Genomic DNA, 21,164 nt, shown 5'->3' on the forward strand with positions numbered 1-21,164 from the left:
AGGATAGCGAGGCCTGCCGGGGTGGTGGTGGGACGGTCACTGGCGTATTGCGGATTCGAGCGCCGAGCTCAGATCGTCATAGCTCTCGGGTTTGATCAGTTCGTCGTTGATGAAGAAGGTGGGTGTACCGGTGACACCCAGCGCTTTGCCATCAGCGACATCGCGGTCGATGAGTTCGCGGGTGGCCTGCGAGTTGTAGTCGGCGGCGAATCGATCCATGTCCAGACCGAGCTCCTGGGCATAGGAGAAGAACAGATCATCCAGCGGTACCCGCTGCTCACCCCAGCTGCGTTGGGTGTCGAACATCTTGCGGTACATCGGTTCGAACTGGCCTTGCTCGGCCGCGGCGGCAACGGCCCGTGCCGCGCGGTCAGCGTTGAAATGCCCGGGGAGCGGGAAGTAGCGGACCACGAAAGTGACCTGATCGCCGTATGTTTGGCGAAGCTGCTCCACCGCCGGGTACGCCGCCCCACACCCTTCACACTCGAAGTCCAGGAACTCGACAAATGTCGCCTTGGACTCGGTCGGAGTCGATAGTCGCGGGGAATCATCCCGTACCGTCATGCTCGCCTGGGCGGCAGCCTGTTCGCTCTCCCCGGCCCGGGACACCACGAACACCACTGTGAGCGCCAGACAGAACACGAACACCACGGCCAGTGAGATCTTGACGTTGCGGCTCACCGGGGCACCCTCGACTCGAGTCGAACCTTCAGCGCTTGACCTGCCACGATGTTCACTCCCGTCAAACTACTACTACGTTAGCTAGTAGTTTACAGAAGCGCGGCCCCGGCCGGGCGACCGCGGGCGGATCGGTGCGCTCGACAACTTTGGTGAGGGGTGCGGTGCGCGGTGGTGAGTTCTTCGGGTGCTCGGCGGGCCGGTGCGTCGTTTCCACCGATGCTTCATCCGGTGTTGCGCAGCGCTGCTGCCGTCGGCGCCGGCGGCATGCTGTACGTGAGTTTCCCTCCGCGTCAGCTGTGGTTCCTCGCCCCGTTGGCTATCGCGGTTCTCGTGGTGACGCTGCGGGGGCGGTCGTTGTGGGCGGCATCCGGCTATGGCTATCTGGCTGGGCTGGGGTTTTTCGTGCCTTTGCTGCCGTGGGTCGGCATCTATGTGGGTGCGGTGCCGTGGCTGGTCTTGGCAGCAGTCCAGGCGGTGGCGTTCGGGATCTTCGGGACGTTGGCAGCGGCACTGGGCAGATGGCGCGGCGCGCCTGTGTGGTTGGCAGGCGCCTGGGTGGCAGTCGAAGCTGTTCGTTCCAGGATACCGTTTGGCGGTTTCCCCTGGGGCCGAATCGCATTCGGTCAACCGGACGGGTTGCTCCTGCCGTTGGCGGCGCTGGTCGGCGCGCCGGGGTTGTCGTTCGTTGTAGTGCTGCTCGGCGCGGCCCTGGCCGCGGCGGCGGGGGCCGTGATCCGCCGGCAGCCTCAGACGTGGGTCGGGCCTGCGGCCACGGTTGCCGTGATTGGACTGCTGGTGTGGACGATGACGCCCGCGGGGGGAGGCGATGACGCGGGGGAGCGGTCGGTGACGGTGGCAGTGGTGCAGGGCAATGTGCCGCGGCTGGGGTTGGATTTCAATGCTCAGCGACGCGCAGTGCTCGACAACCATGTCCAACGCACCCTCGACCTAGCCGAGGAGATCCGCTCTGGGCGGGTCGTGCGTCCCGATGTGGTGGTGTGGCCAGAGAACTCATCCGACATCGACCCGTTCGGTAACCGTGATGCTGCGGCGCAGATTGATCGTGCCGCGCGGGCGATCGGGGTGCCGATCCTGGTGGGAGCGGTGATCGCCGGGAGCAACGGCACGTCCCGCAATACGTTGGTGGTGTGGGATCCCGTCACCGGTCCTGGTCAGGAGCATGACAAACGTCAGCTGGTGCCGTTCGGGGAGTACTTGCCGCTGCGGGGACTGATGACACAGCTGTCGTCCTACGCCAGCCGGGCCGGCAACTTCGTTCCTGGCACAGGCGATGGCGTTGTCGATCTTGCCGGTGTACCGGTGGCGGTGGCGACCTGCTACGAAGTCGCGTTCGACGATCTGGTGACCGAATCGGTGCGCGCCGGTGCGCAACTGATCACCGTGCCGACCAACAACGCGACGTTCGGGCGCACCGAGATGACCTACCAGCAACTCGCGATGTCGCGGGTGCGGGCAGTCGAGCACGATAAGGCGGTGGTCATCGCAGCAACCAGTGGGGTGAGCGCGGTCATCGAATCTGATGGGACCGTTGCACAACGCACAGCGCTGTTCACCCCCGATGTTCTCATCGCGCGGATGCCGCTGAGGACAACGACGACCCTGGCGACGCGGATCGGAGCAGCAGGAGAAGGGATCTGTGCTGCCGCCGTCCTGGCGGCACTGATTGTACGCACGTGGAGATCACGCCAACGCACCTGACGCGGCCGTGGTGCCCTCAGTGACGCTCGCGATGAAACGTTGGCGAGCTACTCGGTACGTCATCGGCATCATCCGACGGGCTCGAACAGCAACTGCACCCTGGTTCGGCCGTGGCAGCACAACTCGTGCTGGTCGCCGCGCCGCGGAATCGTGGAGCCGGCAGCAGGGGTACCGCGGGCACCGACCGTGGCTGAACGGGGGTGGTGGCTGATACCGGGGCGCAGCAGGCGTCACCTGTGTCGTGGTAGGCCGCCACCGAGATGTTGAGCGTGCCGGGGGATACCCGGGGCACGGCACCGGTGCCCGGCAGCGCTTTCGTCCGGGCGGCACGAATCGCGTTGGCGATCACCAGCACTTCTGCGAGTTCGTGGACGAAGACCACTGTGGCCAGGCCGAGGACGCCCGTGGCGGCCAGCGGAATCAGCACACCGATGATCGCCAGAGAGAATCCTATGTTCTGCACCATCATTCGGCGTGCGCGCCGAGCATGGGACAGTAGTTGCGGGAGACGGCGAAGATCTTCGCCCAGCAACGCCACATCGGCGGTTTCGATAGCGACGTCGGTACCCATCGCTCCCATCGCAATACCGACATCGGCGGTGGCCAACGCCGGGGCGTCGTTGACGCCGTCGCCGACCATGGCGATCGCCCGCCCGCGCGCTAGCGTGGCCAGCAAGTCGGCTTTGTCTTCGGGAAGGAGTTCGGCATGCACGGTGTCGATTCCGGCGGCCGTGGCCAAGGCGTGGGCGGTGCGGTCGTTGTCCCCGGTCAGCATGACCGAGTCGACACCCAGCGCCGTCAGGTGCCCGATCGTTTCAGCGGCCTCGGGGCGAAGCTCATCGCGGACCGCGATCGCGGCGACGACGGTGCCATCGCGTTCGATCAGCACGACGGTGGCGCCGTCGCTCTGCAATCGGGTGACGTCTCCGGCGAGCGCGCCGGGATCGAGCCACCCGGGTTTGCCCAGGCGCAGTTGCTGTCCGCGTATCCGGCCGGTGAGGCCGTGACCGGCGATCGCGGTGACGTCATCGGCAGGTGAGCCCAGAGCAGGTGCGGCCGCGAGAATCGCGCTCGCCAACGGGTGCTCGCTGCGAGCCTCGAGCGCGGCGGCATAAGACAACGCGTCCTCGCGGGTGACCTCGGGTGTGCTCACCACGTCGATGACCTCCGGAGTGCCGCGGGTCAAGGTGCCGGTCTTGTCCAGCGCGACGACGCGGACCTGTCCCAGCTCTTCGAGTGCAGCACCGCCTTTGACGAGTGCGCCATGGCGGCTGGCGGCGCCGATCGCGGCGACCACCGTCAGCGGCACCGCGATCGCCAACGCACACGGGGACGCGGCAACGAGCACCACCAGGCCGCGTTCGAGCCACAGCAGCGGATCACCGAGTAGCGCACCGATACCGGCCACGAGTGCGGCTAGCACCATGATGGCCGGGACCAGGGGGCGGGCGATGCGGTCGGCGAGACGTTGGCCGGCGCCCTTGCGTTCCTGCGCTTGCTCGACGATGTGCACGATGCGGGCTAGGGAACTGTCGGCGGCGCGGGCGGTTACGCGGACTTCGATCGCACCGCCACCGTTGATCGCGCCGGCGTAGAGCAAGTCACCCGGACCCGCCTCCACGGGCACAGATTCGCCGGTGATCGCCGACAGATCTACGCTGGTAGTGCCAGCGGTGATAGTCCCGTCGGTCGCCGCGCGCTCACCGGGACGCACCACCATCACATCGCCGAAGATCAACTCATCCGGTGACACGGTGACCTCGAGACCCCCACGAATCACCGATGCGGTCGGTGGAACCAGCGCGAGCAGCGCCCGCAGGCCTCGCCGGGTCTTGGTGACCGCGTAATGCTCGAGTCCTTCAGCGACCGAGAACAAGATTCCCAGCAGCGCGGCCTCGGGTATTTGGCCTAGCGCCACGGCGCCGATTGCGGCGATCGTCATCAGCGTTCCGACACCGATGCGCCCGTGGCGCAGCGATCGCAGTGTCGACGGCACGAACGTGGAGGCGGCAACAACTGCCGCGAGCAGTTCCAGGACGACGCCTGCGGTGTCCGATAGCGAGCTTCCGATGATCCAGCCGAACGCGAGGAAAACTGCTGCTGCGCCGGCGAAACGCAACTCGCGTACTTGCCACAACCGGACCGGTCCCTGATCGGCCTCAGCCTCGAGGGCGGCGGAATCTGAGGGTCCGCAGCATGCGTCACTCATGTGTATGCCCCTGCACTATGGCCGCCGCCGGTTTCGTCGCGGCTGTCGTGGAGACCCCGGCGACCGCCAGAACCGCTGTCACGAGAGCATGACCGGACGGAGTCAACGCATACATCACCAACCGTCCGTGGCGACGCCCGGTCACGAGGCCGGCACTCTTGAGCAGGCGCAGATGGTGTGAGACAAGGTTCTGCGCCATGCCGACCACCCACGCGAGGTCGCAGACACACAGTTCGTCCCCCGACAGCAACGCTGTCGCTACGCGCAGACGAGTGGGATCGCCGAGCGCACGGGCCCCGGTGGCGGCACGGTCGACCGCCGTCGCATCCGGCAACGCAGACCGGATACCTTCTGCGTGAGGCAAATCGAGGCACAGCAAGTCGCATGTATCCACCGGCTCCCGGGTCATATCGACATCCTTACGTTCGTTGATATGTCGCCATGTAACCACCTTCGGGCAAATACCTCAATATCCGTTGATATGGCGGATGGCATACCCGCGGGCACGGACCGGTCGGGGCCGGCCCGTAGGCGTCCAGGGTCAAGGCCGGACGAGCTCAGTCGACTGGACCGTGATGGAGTGTCTGGATCGAGCCAGCCCGATGCCTAGGTGTCTGCGTTGCCCTTCTTCCACTGTGCCCACGGGATGTTCCAGTCGCCGAGTCCATCGACTCCCGATAGTGTTTCGGCGTTGGTGTTCTTCACCGTGACGGGGTCGCCGCGCATCGTGTTCTTCACGAGCCATTCCGCGTCCGCGGGACTCAGATTCGGGCAGCCGTTGCTGACATTGCTGTTGCCCTGCGCCGACAGAGACCACGGGGCACCGTGCATGTAGATGCCGCTGTAAGACATCTGCACCGCCCAGTCGACGGGTGTGCGGTATCCCGCCGATGACTCGACAGGAACTCCGTAGGTGGAGGAGTCCATGACGATGTGCTCGACGCGATCACCGATCATGTAGATGCCGCGTGGAGTCGGTGTGCTGTCTTTGCCGAACGACGTCGGCATCGTTCGGATGACCTTGCCATCCCTCTTTACGACGATGGTCTTGGTGTTGTCGTCGGCTTCGATTGTCTGAGCTCGGCCAATGGTGAAGTCGTAGGACAGATTTCTGTTGCCATAGAGCCCGTCGCCGAGGTCGACTCCGTAAATGTTCACGGCGACACTGACCTTGGTCCCCGGCATCCAGAAGCGCTCGGGCCTCCATCGGACCTCGGAGTCGCTGATCCAATAGAACGCGCCTTGCATCTGTGGATCAGAGGCCACGGTGATTGCAGCCTGCGCCTTCCGGCGGTCAGGGATGGGATCCGAGAATCGAACACCAATCGTGTGCGCAATTCCGACGGTCTTCTCGCCCAGAATGGCCGCGCTGGTCAGCGACTCCGGCGAGGCTGTGGTGAAGCCTTGCGAGACGCTCGTTCGACCACCCACACCCACGGCTTCAGCTCGAACGGAGTACTGCTTCGAGTACCCCAACGGCTGGGTGCTTGTCCAGGTACTGCCATCCTCGCTCAGCGAGCCCGCCAACGCACGCCCGCTAGATGTTGGGATATCGACGTCGGTCAACGCGCCGCGACTGGCCGTCACAACGATAGGAAGCCCAGGTTCGACAACCGCGTCGGGAGCGAGCCGATCGCCTCCTTCGGTGGCCACAGCGATGGAGGGTTGTGCGATGGCCGCAAAACTGTCGACGGCCGAAATCTGGTCACTGTAGGTAGAGCTACCGCCAGCCGAGCTGCACGAGGTCAGTACCACCACGACGGCCGTCAGCGCCGCCAATACCAGTACATGCCGAGCCTTGACCTGCGCCGAACGGTGGCGTCGAAGGGTTCCCAGACGTTGCCGCAGCTGACTATGGCCAGTCGATCGGCGGTCGCGACGCATCGTCCTCGGAGTGCCAAAGCGGCCCATCAGTTACAAAGCCCTTCATCCGGAGCACACACCGACGACCACAGAATGTAGGCGCCGCCACAGGTCTTACTAACAATGATAGTAGTTTACGGCTCACCAGGCCTCACCGCTCCGATCGAGCAAGCAAGACCCAACGTGGTTGCCATCCGGGTTCTATAAATACTACGGTGCGTAGTAATCCGGGTAGGTGAGGGAGAGCAGGTGAGACCCATAGTGGCGGTGCGGGGGAGTATGTCCCGGCGACCCACCGCGCTCGTGGTGGCGGGTGTCGATCGGCACTCGGCCGGCGACTTCGACGTCGCTCCTGCAGTCATGGACTGTCGGAGTGCGACGACGTTACCCCCACCACGATGATGGGAACCGAAGCGCCGACGCCGCGCCGAGCGCACCCGGCGCTTGGCTCCCTGCGCAGACTGTGGCGATCGCTCACGTCGATGAAAACCGCACTCATGCTGCTGTTCCTGTTGGCCGCAGCCGCGATCCCGGGCGCCATGCTGCCACAACGACCGCTCAACGAGCAGAAAACAACCCAGTACATTGCCGACCGCGGCGCGCTCGGGGTGTGGATGGACAGACTGCAGCTGTTCGACGTCTTCGCCAGCACGTGGTTCACCGCGATCTACGTCCTGCTGTTCGTATCGCTTGTGGGCTGCCTCACCCCCCGAATTCTCGAGCATGCGCGCGCAGTGCGCGCTCAGCCGGTCCCCGCGCCACGCAACCTCATTCGTCTGCCGCGGCACGTCGAGGACACGGTGCACGGAGATCCTGACGAGGTTGCTGCCCTGATAAATACCAATCTGCGTGGCTGGCGCCGAGTCACCACCACGCGCCCGGCGACGGGTGCCCAACCCACCGAAGCCGTGGAGATCTCCGCGGAGAAGGGCTACCTCCGCGAGTGGGGCAACCTCCTGTTCCACTTCTCACTGCTCGCCCTGTTGATAGCGATCGCGGCCGACAAACTTTACGGGTACGAGGGCACCCGCAGTCTCATCGCCGATGGCACGCAAGGCCTCTGTAACACCTCGACGGCCGTCTATGACTCGTTTCGAGCAGGCAGCCTTGTCGACGGCACCGATCTCTCACCATTCTGTGTTCGTGTCGAGGGCTTCGATGCGAGGTTCCTGCCGAGCGGCCAGCCCGACATGTACGAAGCCGACGTCAGTTACACCGACGACGTACGACAGTCCGACCCCACTACCTGGAACGCTGCGCGTATTCGAGTGAACGAGCCTCTGCGAGTAGCCGGTGCCCGCGTCTACGTCCTAGGCAATGGCTTCGCACCTACATTCACAGTGACCTTCCCGAACGGTGAGCAGCGCACTCAGACAGTACTTTTCATTCCCGACAACTTGCAGACGATGTTGTCCTCAGGCGCGGCCCGTTTTGATACTCCCGCGGGGCTTTACCCCGACGCGGATGAACGGCGCCGCCGACAGATCGCGATTGAGGGTCTGTTCGCGCCGACCGCGGCATTCCAAGGAACGCTTCTCACCTCGTCGTTTCCCGTGCCGAATGATCCGTATGTAGCGATCAGGATCTACCAGGGCGACACCGGACTGGATACCGGTCGTCCGCAGAACGCATACTCCTTGAACCAATCACTCATCGAGCAGGGCCGGCTCCAGCAGCGGGCCCAAGTCAATCTCGGCCCAGGAGAGACCCACACCATCGCCGACGGCACCGTAGTGCGCTTCGACGGGTACGAACGGTTTGTGTCCATGCAGGTGTCGCACGGGCCGGCACAGAACTGGGTCCTGCTGACCGCGACTGTGATGCTGGCTGGGCTACTTGTGTCCCTGCTTGTCCGGCGCCGACGAATCTGGGTGCGGTTGGTGCCCACCGAGATCGATGGCCAACGACGCACTGCTGTCACCATCGCCGGTTTGGCCCGCACCGATCAGGCTGGGTGGGGCGAAGACTTCAACGAGCAAGCGCGGCGATGGATGACCGAGCCAGCGTCAGCGAACCGCCGACTACGACGCACACGTCACGAATGAGACTCACATCAGCAGAGATTCATCCTGCGGGGATCGATGTCCCCCAGTTGAAGCACTCGACGAGAGGGCGTGCCACGTCACACATACATCCGATCGCATTCAACAAGCAGCACACGGAAGGCCTACCGAACATGAGCAGAAGCACTTCTGACCATGCCGCCCCCTCGCCCGCCCCTTCGGGCAAGTCACTCGTCGCGATTGCCCTGCTGTATAACGCCGCGCGGCTAGCACTCGCCGCTGCGCTGTGCGGATTGATCCTGTTGATTTCCTTCGTATTTGACGTGAAAATCCCGATTTTCGGAGCCGTCGTGCTCGCAGTAGTGCTCAGTAGTCCAGTCTCGATGCTCGTCCTCAAACCCCTACGAACTCGCATCAATCACCAGGCCGAAGCGATGGACGCCCACCATGCGAGCAAGAGGGGACTCGCGAAGAGCCGCTCGGTGAACCTGCCAGATAGTTAAACCACAACCCAGGCACGTACGCACCTCATCATGGGGTACGACCACCAACCAGCAAAGAGCGGCTGCCACTGTCCGCCGCGGCCTGTGACCACGATAGATTTGCACACCGTTGCGATCCGATCGATCGGGCGCATTTGCCAGAAGCTTGCCGTCGGTAAAGCTCAGTAAGACCACGAGACTGGCAACGTCGGCTTGGCTTACGCCCGCACACCTGCCACGAAATCTCCAGCAGCTTTGCACCGTTCACGCCGGTTCAGCCGACGACGTAGACGCCCCGGGTTCTCAGCCACTGTGCCGGATCAAGTTTGGGTCCGTCTTGCTGCCAGACCTCATAGTGCAGGTGTGGTCCAGTGGAGTAGCCGCGGTTTCCTACCGTTGCGATCTGCTCGCCGGCCCGGACTCGTTGTCCGACGCTCACCAACGCCTCGTTGATGTGCCCGTACACGCCGATCGTGCCGTCGTCTTGCAGCACGCGTACCCATAAACCGAAACCATCGGCCGGACCGGATTCGATGACCTGCCCATCGCTTGCGGACACCACCGGCGTGCCAATCGCGTTGGCGATGTCAAGGCCATAGTGCGTGGTACTCCAGCGTGCCCCGTAGCTCGAGGTCACGGTGCCGTAGGTAGGTGCCGCCGACCGCGGCCGTTGTGGCGCAGGGGGATCGGAAGGCCGCAGACGATCTGGCTGCACCAACTCTCGCACGGCCGCGGTCAGCTCATCGAGTGACGATGTCCGCGCCGGCGTGGTGTCTTGTCGATCGTCCACCGATCCGAGGGCTACAGGTGATGGCGTTGCCGCGGATCGGTCGTCGGCGGACACGCCAGCCTGGAAAACTGGGGTGACTGTTGGGCTGTGACGATCGGCGAGCGCAGTGGCCGCGGTCCCGCCGGCGACGCAAAGGACCACCGCAGCCGCGAGCGATCCACTGACCCCGGCTGCGGCTACGGACCTGAGTGGTGTTCCCGACGTCTTCTCCTCGTCGAGCACATCGAGAAAATCAGAGTGAACTGGCTCATTGTCATGGTGATCGAGAACGGACATCGCCCGCTCCCATGGCGCGGTAGGCGCTGCAACCCTTTGGTTCCTGCCGACGTCGACCGAGCGTGGTGTGCGCCACGGCCCATACGCGTCATGGTCGAAACGGGCCGCGTGCGGCCGTGCATGATGCGAGGGGGACGGGTGTGGGCGGGCGCCGCGAGGCGGGTTGGGAGGAGACGTCCTGGGCGCACTCACCGATGAAATCTGCGGCGAGCGCGTGAGGGCCGGGGCAGGTGAGGGGACTGCTCGGGTGAACCCGACCGCAGTCTCAGGGGGGTGGGGTATCCGATGTCGCCCCGACGCCCGCGCGATACCCGAATGCCGTGGCACCGAAGGCCCGCGGTCGAAAGCCGCCGACGCAGGGCGGCGGGACGCAGGTATACCAGCAGGAGGTGGGCTGGGGTCAGATTTGCGATGCCGTGCCAATGAAGGTCCCTCAGTTCAAGCGTCGTTCCGGATGAAACAGTTCGATATCGAACGGGCCACGGACAGATTACTACTACCGTGGTTAGTTTCTCCGAGTGGGCGTCAGAATCGTCATCCTGCGCCTCTATCAGCGTTCTGAGCCTGACGGCGATCGTGGCATGATCGACCGCATGCGTGGACTCCTACGAGCACTCGGCTGGGGTGCGGTCCTCGCCGCTGTCGTCGGGATTGCTGCTCACTACTCTGGCCTGGTCAGCAATACCGCGTCCCGGGTGGCGGCGTTCACGCCGGTGTTAATCGGCGTCGGTGTCCTCGGCCTGGTGCTGTTGCTCGTCGCGCGCGCCTGGATCTCCGCGGTGGCAGCTGTGCTCGTCGTTGCCGTGGGCGTCACGGCGCAGGCCCCGCTGTATTGGGGAGTGGACGAACTGGTCTCGGACTCGGACTTGACCGTTATGCAGGCAAACATCTTTCGCGGGCAGGCCGATCCGGATGAGATGGTGTCGCGGGTACGCAGCTCGCGAGTCGACGTCATGACGGTGGTCGAGCTGACGCCCGAGTCGGTGGGGGCCCTCGATCGCGCCGGGTTGCGCCACGCCTTGCCGTTCGCGTTTCTCCGTCCCCGCGAGGGTGGAGGTGGAGCCGGCATCTATGCTCGGTCCCCGCTGACTGACGGGCAACTCCTGCGCGGATTCGAACTGTCGAATCTTCATGCGCGACTTACGCTACCAAACCGCTCGCCCATCTCGGTCTATGCACTGCATCCGTTGCCGCCCTATCCGGAACCATCGTGGCGCTGGAATGCCGAGCTCCGCGAGCTACGCTCGATCCTGTCCGCCGACACAGATCCGCTGATCATCGGCGCCGATGCCAACTCGACCTACGATCACCGCTCCTTCCGGCAGCTGCTCTCCGGACCGCCGGATTCACCCCAGCTGACCGACGCCGCCGAGCATCTCGGATCCGGCGTCGTCGCGACCTACCCCGCCGGCCGACCCTACCCGCCCCTGCTCGCGCTCGATCGGGTACTCACCCGCAACGGCCCGACACCGACATCGTTCCGGCGGATCGATCTGCCGGGCTCCGACCACCACGGGGTGCTCGCGAGCATCCGGCTTTGAGATTGAATCGCGGTCTTGTCCGATCCCGCTAATGGTGAGAGTCGATGAACCTCGTAACCAGGCAGCTGTCAAGTCATGCCGGACATTCGCTTTGCTAACCATCCACGATCGTGTGAGAGCGTAGGAGAAGAATCCGGAAAGATGCGAGAGCGTCAAACGCACCCGCCTGCCGGAACCTGCAAGCGCCTTCTCGAACGGCAAGGACGACGAGCGGCTGACTGGCGGCGAGTCAGCTCACGCAGCTCTGTTTACTGGCGCGTAGCGACAAGCACAGGTTGCAGACTTAGCTCTGCCGCTTGCACAACGAGGCGCGTTGCGGTGGGGGTTTCCTCGGTCGGTTCGTCCCCACCTACCGGAAACTGCTCGGCGGGTAGTGAGAACAACTCATCTGGCAGAGGAGTTGACAGCGCCGTTGCTATCTTCTGGTAAGGGAGATCGACCTCATCCTCCGGCCCGGTCGCTTCGATCTGATTCTGCGATGCGATATCGATACATCTCGATAGGCCTTCAAGTTGTCGTCCGAGGAAACTGTCCAGACTTTCCGGCTCAGGGTCAATGAGAGATGAAATTGTGCTTACAACGGCTTCATTGAATTCGGCTTGAGAGGGCTGGGAGGGCTGGGAAAATGCTTGCACTGTGTACGGTCTCCCCGTGTCGTATGCAAACACATGCCTATCGCCTTCGCCGATCATTCCAAGCAGTGGCGGCTTGACGAATACACTGTGGTCACAGACCGTCCCAGCGAAGATGTGTCGACGGAAAGCATTATTCGTGTAAAATGCTGGCGAAGCGTAGAAGACCTCGGTTTTACGGACCTGTTCGAGCTCGACGAGTACATTATGCTGAATACAGCCATTCGAGGTGACGTCCGATTTAACTTGAAATCGGTAGAATGGCGGAACCATGGGAGGGCTCTGACTCGCCCCTTTTGTCCATAGCAGTTGCGGGACTTTATGTTGGAAATAGTACATACCCCATCGAGCTGTTACACCTAGATCGTATCCTAGGTCTGCCTCATCCCTAGGTGTCGGCAGCAGTGGCACTGCGTCGAGCCCTGGCGGCCCGAGGCTCCTGAATGCTTCGGTGATTTCGTTGTTTAGATGCTGTGCATATGTAGCCTCATTGAATTCTGTTGACTTTGGCACCCGAACCTCCTTCTACTAGTCATGTTGAGCATCTTAGGTACTCGGTTAGACCACGATGCGGGCAGCGTCGCGGGAATAGTTCACATTCCCCGGTGATCGGGGACGGCGGGTCACCTGCTACCGCTTGCGCAGTTGATCCCACGGTGCAGCCTTCAGCCATTCCCCTGATTGATGTTTGGTCAGTGGGTGGGCCGCGCTCAGGGCTAGCAGAAATCTCGAGGGCTGACGGGCCTTGGCCTTACCTGCCATCGTCGCAACGCTTGCGGCGTGAGTGACGACGACACCGTGCCGTGCTCGCGAAATCATCACCGAGAAAATTCGAGCCTCTTCAAGGAGTTCCTCTGTTGTTTCGGCTCGGAAGAACGGAACGGTATCGTCTTCAGCACCAACTATTACAACCCAGTCGAATTGTTGTCCTTTTCCGACATGGCCGCTAAGAAGATGGACACCTGTGGCGTCGAGCAATGTGTTCTGGTGCCCGATTCTTATGCGGCTGGCAATCTGGTCAGGATGGTCGCCAGCGCTCATTCGGTCGAGGACCCAAACGAGTGCGTCAATCAGCGATCGGCGGGTGTCTGGTTCGTTGATTTCGTCGATCTTGGCGAGCTCGACAAGGTAGGCGAGTCGGTCGGTTACTGCGTTGAGAGCGTCGATGTCGACAGCGTGGAGTGCCCGTTTGACGATTACCGCTGTGTCGGTATCGAGGACGCCGTCTTCCCATCGATTCACGGTCAGTTCGGTGCTCGCAAGTGCGTGGTCTAAAAACCGTAGCCGGCTCTTGATTCTGGCGATGACACCGATTCGGTGATTTGGTGCGGCTGAATTGATGTGCTTGGCAAGGTGAATGACCCACTTCGTCTCCTGGTGCTGGTCTGGGAAGTCCCAGATGGCGGCAAAGCCTTCGGCCGGCCAGGTGTGTGGCTTCGCGCAGTGTAGATCGGTTCCGCCGGTCACGCAGTTTAGCGCGTTGACCATGGCTAGAACCGCGGGTGACGAGCGGTGCGATTCATTGAACTCGACGATGTTGGAGCCTACAGATTGGCGTATCGCGGCTTCGGTCTCGGCAGGTTGGGCGCCGGTGAAGCTGTAAATGCCTTGGGCCAGGTCGCCAGCGAAGGTGATGCGGTCCTCACCGATGCGATTAAGAACGCGGAGCTGTTGTGCGGTTAAGTCCTGGTATTCGTCGACGATCACAGCGGCGAAATGATTGCGGTAGAGCCCAGCGACGGCGTCGTGGGAGAGGATATGTTCGGCCAGTCGAAGGAGATCGTCGTAGGTGGCACGGTTGTCGGCGATTCGCTGCTGCTCGATCTTGTATGCGTCGAGGTTGCCCGATGCGCGCAGGGCTTCCGCGACTTCCGAATCGTCGAGTGGTTTCTGTTTGATCGTACGGAAGAGCCCCTCGATGGCCTCTATTGCCGGATAGCTGAGGCCGCGTTCGTGGCACTGCTCCTTAACCCAGTCGCCATCGGGGAGTTCGATCGCTGGATCGAGGCCTATGGTTGCGGCATGCGCTCTGATGACGCGTGCGGCCAGTCCGTGAAAGTTGGCGACAGTAACCCGGTTTCGCATGACACCGGCTGGGATGTGATCGCGTAGACGGCTGCGAAGATTGTCTTTGGCGCGGTTTGTGAACGTGGCAGCGAGGATGCGTCGGGGTGGCTCGACGATGCCATTGTCGATGAGTCCAGCTATCCGGAGAGCAAGCGCCTCGGTCTTTCCGCAGCCGGCGGGCGCAACAACGAGTAAGGATGGCGAAGGGTGATCGCGGACGGCCTGCTGGGCGGTGGTTGGTTCGATCATGCGGTAACCGCTGTGGTGAGGACTGCGTTGACGCTGACGATCTTGGCAGCAGTCTCGGCTGTGAGCACCTGAGCGACGGCCATGGCTGCGTATACCTTGTTCTTCTTGTGAACACAGAACGCACGGACGTCTTCCTCGGTGCGGGTCCCGTCCGGCCCAGTGGCTGAACAGTGCTTGAGACTGCCATGCCTGAATAGGCCGGAGTCCTCCAATGCCGTCCACGTCACCTCCGCACCGAGAGCAGCCACATACTCGCCCTCGAGGTCTGGATTAGACACATAGACACCGTTCGCCTCTAGATCGGTGGGAGTGTGTCCTAGTGCTTTAGCCGTGCTATTGCGGGCGTCTTCGTCGATCAGGAGGATCAGCTCTACGTTGAATCCGCTCGCACCGAACAGCTTTATGATGGGCGGCATGTCGTTGGCCCCACCGGCTTCCATCACTGTGATGCCCAGCCGGTCGAGGTGCCGCCCGGTGACCTCGGCGACACGTTCGACAATGATCCTGTCGGACATACCTTCAACTGCGAGAACTTGAGTGGCGGTCAGTGGTTCGAGTCGGTCGCGTACCCACCACCGAAGGACCATCTTTTCGTCGTCTGACAGAAAACCTGATTTTGGCTGTACGAGTCGGCCACCAGCGCGGACTGAGACGATGCAGTCGGTCGGGAACGCGCTGACGATATCGGGGGAATGCGTCGCGAGGAACTTTTGGTTATGCCCTTCTTGCAGGAGTCGTGCCAGGCTGCGCTGGCTGGTGGGATGTAGGTGTATCTCGGGCTCATCGATGGCCACCATGTTTGAGCCGACGCTGACGAGGTCGTAGAGCGCCAGGGCGTAGAGTGCGCGCAGCCCGTCGGATTGTTCGGAAATGTCTTTGGTTGTGCCGCCGGATGACATGCGGAGCCGCACATCAGCCAGAACATCACCGTCGGCGAGGGCTGCGGTTTCGAGGGCAAGCGTGTCTTTGTCGATCGCTACCGGAAGAGCTTTGGAGAGCTGCTTGGCCAATTGGGTGCGAAGTTCGCCGAGGGTCGCCGACTTGTCAATTGCCTCCTGCACGTTCTTGATGAGGGTGTCGAACGTCGCCTTCTCCAGCCCGAGATCGACTCCTTGCAGTATGTCGTCGAAGGAGCTGCGCCGGCCGTCGCGAAGGTCTCGTGCCATAGCGTTGGCCCCGAGTAGTTTCCAGCCGACAGCGTCGAGTTGGTCGCGAGAGAGCTGGCGGTTCGTGCCACCGTGTGGGGCGTAGCGGGTGATGGAAAGCGTGTCGTTTGCGTCGATCGTCGCTTCAAGACGCAGAGTCAGCGTCAGGGCTCCTGTGTCGGGATCGACTGCGGTTTCATCGGGGAAGTGCGCTTGCTCGGTGAGGTCGAGGCCTGTGAGGTCGGCCTCGATGGTGAACGGAGCCGCTGGATCGGTGAAGTCCTCGCCGCTGATACGGGTGTACAGCTGGGCTGTACTGGCACCGAGGAGGAAGTCCAGGCAGCGCAGCAGAGATGACTTGCCGACATCGTTGGGTCCAACCAGCACAAGGTGGTCGCGGACTTCGATCTCCTTGTCCGTGATGCGGCTGTGGTTACGGATTTCAATCCTGTTCAGTCGCAAGGACAGTCCCTTTCAGGCTCGCGGATCGGCATGTCGGTGGTTGGATGGCGGCCTGGGCACTGTGCTCTAACCAAGACGCCAGCTTCGCTACACATCGGGCGCGTTCGGTTGGCAGAGTCAGGAACGACAGAGCTCCAGCTCTGCTGTGCCATGGGCTGTTTCGTTCTTCCAGTGGCGGTCCGCTGTCCGTTTCCGGGTAGACAAGCGCTGCAATCGGTGCCTCAAAGCTGGAGGAGTAGGCGTGCAGTTGGTAGAGGTCTCCACGATCGACGCCGCCCATGCCGCCAAGTCGCTTGTACTTTGCGTCCAACAACGCCGAGACCGGACTGTCACCGATCAAAATGTCGGGATAGAGCTTACCCATGGTCCGGCTGGGATCGACCGTCGACCGGGCGAGGTGACCAGAGGAGTGTCCGGTCGTCCCGTGGGTGACAGGCTGGTCGGTGGCTAAACCAGCGCAGTGCAGGACGAATAGCTCCCACAGTTCGGCGACGTCGATCAGCACACCGTGAGTGGATTCGTCGTCGGCGGCGACGCCGAGCGGGTCGGCATTGAGAATTTGCCATGAAAGCTCGGCTGCTCGCCGCCATTTGGCGGTTATGGGGCTGTAGCGGGCCGTCCGGATCTCGTGCAGGGTCGGTAGCTTCGGGCGTGATCCGGTGGCGGTACGGAGGACGGCCATGTGTTCGTCGAGCCGGTTTCCACGCCAGCGACTCCCGGCGAGCCTCTGGTCGAAATAGCGGTCCGCGAGAACGACTGCGTTGGCTGGTGCGTTGTTGTAGCTGCGCACCACTTGGGTTGAGACCAAGTCGCGGTGCCCGGCGGCCCGTCGTCTCGCCGTGCCCGCCACATCAAGACGACCGTGAACCGACATGCCGTGCGACGCAACTCTGTCTGGGGTCCTTGGCAAGGCATGCTGGCCGGCAGTGAGCACAGAGGCTCGCCACAATGCAGCCAGGAGTTGCGTCACAACGCTACTGGTGTCCTTCGAGTGCGTGGCTGCGCGCGGTAGCACCTGAACATTGAGGATGGTGCTGATCCACCCGGTGATCGTCTCGATACCTAGCCGAGGCCTAATCGCCAGGGTCCTTCCGTTATGGCGGATCTCGCCGATGTAACGGTTCGCCCGCCATCCCTCAACGTCCCGACCGAGGATCGGCTCGATCGTTGGCTCATGGTCTCCCTGCAACTGCGCACGCAGAACAAATGGCTCGGGCGACAGCTCGGCGATCTCGGCCAGCCAGTGTTGTTCCAGTACGGTGGGCTGGCGCTCCCAAAAGCGCTCCGGGGTCAAGTCGTTGATCGTGAATCGATCCACGGGGACGTCTGCAAGCTTGGTTCTGCGTTTCCTTCCGGCCATGGTTCAGTGTGGTGGAGTGTCCAGCAGTAGCTGTTGAAACTCGGCGAGCTGATCGGCTCGCCGATCCGAACCGGCTAGATACTGCTCAAGGACAGGGTGGACAGACAACGCCCACAACGAGCGCAGCGGTGTCAGCGCCTTGTTGTTGCCGTCCCACAGGTACTTTCCGCTTCCACGGCGTTGGCGTCTGTTGCGCCACTCGCGTGCAACAAAGTACGGCAAGTCACCGAACACGGCTGCGCCGAGTTCGTACTCCGGCCCGAGATCTGGAAGCTGACCAATTCGTACATTTAACCTAGCGATGCACCCGGCTAGCTTTTCGAGTTGTGGCATGGCATCCGACCACTTCACCTTCACTGCTTGCTCGCTCCATTGCGCCTTCCAGATCGAGTACAAATCGTCCTCGTCGTACGGTGTGGCGAACCAGAAGAAGCGTCGGCGTAGTGCGAAGTCAAGCGTCTCGACCGACTGATCGATCTCGTTCATCGTGCCAATGATGTAGAGGTCCGTGGGGAAGTTGAAGTGGATCGGCTGGCCAGAATCGTCTTCGGCGAATAGTTCAAACTCGGTGTCACGCTTATCACGTTCCATGGCGCTGAACGCCTCGCCGAACATCGCGCTCAGGTCGGTGCGGTTGATCTCATCGAGGATAAGAACGTGCGGCAGAGCGTCTTTGCCGTGTTCCGCCTTTTCGGTCTGCATTCGTTCCACCAATCGAGGCAACGCACCGAGCTGATGGCTCGTCCCGCCATCAGCATCCAGGCGAAGGCCCACCATGAACTCTGCGTAGCCGAAGGATGGATGCATCTGGAGGCGTGTCACGTGGTCAGTAACCGCCTGGTCGACCGCCCCGGGATTGTCAAAGTACTTCCCGACGCCCCAGCGTTGCAGGGCCGTGGTCCGAATCAACGTTTCTGCCAGCTTCGCCGCGCGATAGGTCTTGCCGGTACCCGGAGGTCCGTAGAAGACGATCTGCTTCTTGAACTCCAAGGCAAACACCGGATTCAGCGTCTCATTATCACCGGACCTGGTCAGGGGCCGCCAGATTGGCTCCAGATCGGAGCTGTAATAGTCACGGCGACTTTCATCCCAGTCCGGCAATCGTTGCTTCAGTGCCTGCCGGATTGCATAGAGCTTCTCGTCTTGGCTGATATCTGGACCACTGGTGTCGAGTTCACTGAAAGCCTTCAGTATGAGGTCTTTGTGCTGGTTCGACGCAATTCTCTCGAAATACTCGGGGTACAGCAGGTGGCACAACATGTTGCGCATCGCGTCGCTCGAGTGTTCCCCCTCCTCGGCGAATTCGGCGAACTCCCAGGGGTTGTCTTCGAGCAGCGAGGACCGTTCGTCAAATGACTTCTGTTTCAGCCGCAGGGCAAAGTCCATCAGATAGCCGACGTGGATGTCCTGACGGGTGTTGTAGTACTGACCAGGGTTTGCGATCGCGGTCTGCAATGCGTGATACGCCACGCTGTCGCTGCCCACGTGCAGCTCCGGAAACCCAGGACCGATAGTCCTGTTGATCATCTCGAGCTTCCGGGCAGGGCCCACCGAAACGGTGGGTAGGTAGTAGATGAGAAGACACTCCGCAGCCAACAGCCTCACCTCGGCAGAGGCGCCTTCAAGTTGTAGCTCCCACTTGCTCTCGAATTTCCCACCACCCTCCTCACCCTCAAGCAAGTTGCCCCAGAACCTGGAGTTGAGCTCCTCAAGTCCTTGTTTCGACCAAGAATCCGGAAAGTCATTGGGACGCAGCAGAGACGAATCCCGAATCAGCGAATCCGAGCGCCACTGTTCGCAGAGGTCGTCGATTGGTCGGCGAGCCAGTTCAGAAAAGACTGCCACGGTTCATCTCCTCATCCCAAATGTGGACCCGTGCCGGAGGTGCTGGGCTCGTGTCATCGAATCTATTTCAGCTTCCGCTGTTCGCAGTGAGCGCTGGCGTTGTCAGCTCGTTGGCCAACATGAATTCCATGAGCTTGTCGATAATCGCCAGTGCAGCCTGCAGCCGCTGGACTGAGGCGGCTTTCTCGTCGCTGAAGGCTGATAGCCGATTGAGTTCTGCTCCGATTTCGGTTTCGGCTGTGGTGAGCCGGTACCACAGAGTTTCGTCATACGGTTCGTCAATTGACTTCAGCGCGTGCGCGATTGCCACGTGGATCGCGACGCTGGTCGGATCGGTGAGCAGAGGTTGCGATCCGCCACGCGCTGTTGCGGCCACCGTGGTGACCATCGCGCCGGTGGAGGCGAGACCACCTAGCATGGCGAGGCCCCCGACCATGCCGCCTGGGCCGAATGCAGCGAGGCCACTGACGATTGCGGCGGCGCCTGCAGCACCGGCCGCTCCGGCCATGGCGATTCCGATCGGCCCGGCGGCCAGCAATGCGACTCCAGCGGCGGCCGCGAGAACTCTCGACTTGGGGCCGAACCCGCGCTTGCCTCCGGCCACTTCTTTGATGACTTCCCGTACGGCTTCGGCCACCTTGGATCCAGTCTTGTGGGGATAGCCGAGTTCCATTAGCAGGGGGGTGAGTGCGTCGATGCGGGCATCGCCCGCGTCGATCTCATAGGGGTCGAGCACGTTGGTGAACGACAGGACAACAGCTTGGCTGATGGCATCGGGGAGGTCCCAGCGATGTGGGAGCGACGGGATTCGACCCTTGACCAGTTCCGCAAGTTCCGGTGGGAGTGCACTTCCCTCGGCCCTAAACTGCAACTCCTGCCCGAGGTTGTCCTGCAAGACCGCAAGCGCGTCCTCATACCGATCACGCACATCCTTGTCGACCAGGCCGGCAACATGATGCGCGTACTTGAGCGCCAACAGCGATGAGGCCGCGGCATCGTCAAGCCGGAGGACAATTCCGCTTCCACTGGGCACGAGATCTGTCGACGGATACATCGTGTCGGCCACGAGCTCGGCAATAGCGGGGTTCTTCAGATAGAGATGCGCCGAGTGCTTGGCTGCGCGACCAATCCCGAAGTCTTGTGCGCCATGGAAGATTCCGGTCAGGCCTCGGCCCGCAGTGACACCGTCATAGCAGTCGAGGAAGTTCGACCAATCGTCCACGCGAGCATACGGAAACCGTTTGAGTATCCGTTCGCTGCCCTCGTGCAGTGATGGCGAACCGGCAGGACTGCCAATTGTGATGAACCGCCGTACATGCAGGTTCGGATGTAGATGGTCGAGGAGATCGATGGCGATGACGCTGCCCAAGCTGTGCCCGATGAGCAGGACGTCTCCCTTGGCCGGGATCGTGTCGAGGATCTTCGACAGCACCGCGGCGCGAACATCCTCGTCGGTCATGTATCGCTTGACCTGTTTCAGGACAGCGACAGGAGCTGTGGAGATGCCTACGCGTTGAATGCGCTCGACGGTCGGCCCAGGAACGCGGGCGAGTCCGAAGGTTTGAACGGCGCCCGTCTTGCCAAGCATGCGTTGGACACGCGCCTGGCGTCGCTCAAACGCTCTGCGATCGTCGTGATCGTTCTTCACGTTGTAGGTGCGCTCGGGATGCTTGCTCTTGATACCGGTCGTGTTCAGGCAACTCGAATATCGCGGAGCTATGACCGCCGACTCGTCGATGGGAGGGGCGCCAATACTGGCCAGGCCCTGGTTCAGCCCAACGAGCCATTCGCCCTCGGGGTCACCGTCGCCGACGCCGTGGAGGTAAACGATCTTCATTGG

At 62.2% G+C, this 21,164-nt stretch carries 15 protein-coding genes; 4 read left to right on the forward strand and 11 right to left on the reverse strand.

Features of this window, described 5'->3' with window-relative positions; all coding sequences use genetic code 11:
* Positions 1 to 36: 36 nt before the first annotated feature.
* Complete coding sequence (locus ABLE92_RS16115; protein ID WP_348805792.1) at positions 37 to 681, reverse strand: DsbA family protein; 645 nt, start codon at positions 679 to 681, stop codon at positions 37 to 39.
* A 216-nt stretch (positions 682 to 897) separates the two neighbouring features.
* Between ABLE92_RS16115 and lnt the strand changes: the two genes are divergently transcribed.
* A complete protein-coding gene (gene lnt, locus ABLE92_RS16120) occupies positions 898 to 2,400 on the forward strand; it encodes an apolipoprotein N-acyltransferase (protein ID WP_348805793.1) in 1,503 nt (500 codons plus the stop codon).
* Between the two features lie 16 nt (positions 2,401 to 2,416).
* On the opposite strand, the gene ABLE92_RS16125 is transcribed toward lnt, so the two are convergent.
* The 3 genes from ABLE92_RS16125 to ABLE92_RS16135 all read right to left on the reverse strand — a co-directional run bounded on the left by ABLE92_RS16125 (position 2,417) and on the right by ABLE92_RS16135 (position 6,493).
* Positions 2,417 to 4,609 (reverse strand): heavy metal translocating P-type ATPase, encoded by a 2,193-nt coding sequence (locus ABLE92_RS16125; protein ID WP_348805794.1) that lies wholly within the window; start codon positions 4,607 to 4,609, stop codon positions 2,417 to 2,419.
* Positions 4,602 to 5,018: an ArsR/SmtB family transcription factor gene (locus ABLE92_RS16130; RefSeq protein ID WP_055476457.1), complete on the reverse strand. Its 417-nt coding sequence runs from the start codon at positions 5,016 to 5,018 to the stop codon at positions 4,602 to 4,604. Before ABLE92_RS16130 ends, ABLE92_RS16125 begins: the two co-directional genes overlap by 8 nt.
* A gap of 197 nt (positions 5,019 to 5,215) precedes the next feature.
* A complete protein-coding gene (locus ABLE92_RS16135; protein ID WP_139104530.1) occupies positions 5,216 to 6,493 on the reverse strand; it encodes a L,D-transpeptidase in 1,278 nt (425 codons plus the stop codon).
* A gap of 377 nt (positions 6,494 to 6,870) precedes the next feature.
* Here ABLE92_RS16135 and resB point away from each other — a divergent pair, with 377 nt between their 5' ends.
* On the forward strand, positions 6,871 to 8,517 hold the full coding sequence (gene resB / locus ABLE92_RS16140) for a cytochrome c biogenesis protein ResB (RefSeq protein ID WP_496560818.1): 1,647 nt from the start codon (positions 6,871 to 6,873) through the stop codon (positions 8,515 to 8,517).
* Positions 8,518 to 8,648: 131 nt separating this feature from the next.
* On the forward strand, positions 8,649 to 8,978 hold the full coding sequence (locus ABLE92_RS16145; RefSeq protein ID WP_055476455.1) for a DUF4229 domain-containing protein: 330 nt from the start codon (positions 8,649 to 8,651) through the stop codon (positions 8,976 to 8,978).
* 253 nt (positions 8,979 to 9,231) lie between these two features.
* On the opposite strand, the gene ABLE92_RS16150 is transcribed toward ABLE92_RS16145, so the two are convergent.
* Positions 9,232 to 10,023 (reverse strand): M23 family metallopeptidase, encoded by a 792-nt coding sequence (locus ABLE92_RS16150; RefSeq protein WP_239582609.1) that lies wholly within the window; start codon positions 10,021 to 10,023, stop codon positions 9,232 to 9,234.
* Positions 10,024 to 10,541: 518 nt separating this feature from the next.
* On the opposite strand from ABLE92_RS16150, the gene ABLE92_RS16155 reads away from it, so the two are divergent.
* Complete coding sequence (locus ABLE92_RS16155; RefSeq protein WP_307814794.1) at positions 10,542 to 11,564, forward strand: endonuclease/exonuclease/phosphatase family protein; 1,023 nt, start codon at positions 10,542 to 10,544, stop codon at positions 11,562 to 11,564.
* Positions 11,565 to 11,812: 248 nt separating this feature from the next.
* On the opposite strand, the gene ABLE92_RS16160 is transcribed toward ABLE92_RS16155, so the two are convergent.
* From ABLE92_RS16160 to ABLE92_RS16185, 6 genes are all read right to left on the reverse strand, one after another.
* Entirely contained in the window at positions 11,813 to 12,709 is an 897-nt protein-coding gene (locus ABLE92_RS16160) for a hypothetical protein (protein ID WP_348805795.1), read from the reverse strand.
* A 117-nt stretch (positions 12,710 to 12,826) separates the two neighbouring features.
* Positions 12,827 to 14,512, reverse strand: coding sequence for a UvrD-helicase domain-containing protein (locus tag ABLE92_RS16165; protein WP_348805796.1), 1,686 nt, complete (start codon positions 14,510 to 14,512; stop codon positions 12,827 to 12,829).
* Positions 14,509 to 16,119: an ATP-dependent nuclease gene (locus ABLE92_RS16170; RefSeq protein WP_348805797.1), complete on the reverse strand. Its 1,611-nt coding sequence runs from the start codon at positions 16,117 to 16,119 to the stop codon at positions 14,509 to 14,511. Before ABLE92_RS16170 ends, ABLE92_RS16165 begins: the two co-directional genes overlap by 4 nt.
* Positions 16,100 to 17,437, reverse strand: coding sequence for a 5-methylcytosine restriction system specificity protein McrC (locus ABLE92_RS16175; protein ID WP_348805798.1), 1,338 nt, complete (start codon positions 17,435 to 17,437; stop codon positions 16,100 to 16,102). Before ABLE92_RS16175 ends, ABLE92_RS16170 begins: the two co-directional genes overlap by 20 nt.
* A 45-nt stretch (positions 17,438 to 17,482) precedes the next feature.
* Positions 17,483 to 19,324: an AAA family ATPase gene (locus ABLE92_RS16180; RefSeq protein ID WP_348805799.1), complete on the reverse strand. Its 1,842-nt coding sequence runs from the start codon at positions 19,322 to 19,324 to the stop codon at positions 17,483 to 17,485.
* Positions 19,325 to 19,391: 67 nt separating this feature from the next.
* Positions 19,392 to 21,161, reverse strand: coding sequence for a lipase family protein (locus tag ABLE92_RS16185; RefSeq protein WP_348805800.1), 1,770 nt, complete (start codon positions 21,159 to 21,161; stop codon positions 19,392 to 19,394).
* Between the last annotated feature and the right edge of the window lie 3 nt (positions 21,162 to 21,164).

The sequence above is a fragment of the Gordonia oleivorans genome, assembly GCF_040044975.1.
Classification (GTDB): Bacteria; Actinomycetota; Actinomycetes; order Mycobacteriales; family Mycobacteriaceae; genus Gordonia; species Gordonia oleivorans.

Bases quoted from the DNA above. Each gene is read 5' to 3' on its own strand.
- ABLE92_RS16145 (WP_055476455.1), top strand. From the start codon at position 8,649: ATGAGCAGAAGCACTTCTGACCATGCCGCCCCCTCGCCCGCCCCTTCG.
- ABLE92_RS16130 (WP_055476457.1), bottom strand. From the start codon at position 5,018: ATGACCCGGGAGCCGGTGGATACATGCGACTTGCTGTGCCTCGATTTG.
- lnt (WP_348805793.1), top strand. From the start codon at position 898: ATGCTTCATCCGGTGTTGCGCAGCGCTGCTGCCGTCGGCGCCGGCGGC.
- ABLE92_RS16125 (WP_348805794.1), bottom strand. From the start codon at position 4,609: ATGAGTGACGCATGCTGCGGACCCTCAGATTCCGCCGCCCTCGAGGCT.
- ABLE92_RS16135 (WP_139104530.1), bottom strand. From the start codon at position 6,493: ATGCGTCGCGACCGCCGATCGACTGGCCATAGTCAGCTGCGGCAACGT.
- ABLE92_RS16185 (WP_348805800.1), bottom strand. From the start codon at position 21,161: ATGAAGATCGTTTACCTCCACGGCGTCGGCGACGGTGACCCCGAGGGC.
- resB (WP_496560818.1), top strand. From the start codon at position 6,871: ATGATGGGAACCGAAGCGCCGACGCCGCGCCGAGCGCACCCGGCGCTT.
- ABLE92_RS16150 (WP_239582609.1), bottom strand. From the start codon at position 10,023: ATGTCCGTTCTCGATCACCATGACAATGAGCCAGTTCACTCTGATTTT.
- ABLE92_RS16165 (WP_348805796.1), bottom strand. From the start codon at position 14,512: ATGATCGAACCAACCACCGCCCAGCAGGCCGTCCGCGATCACCCTTCG.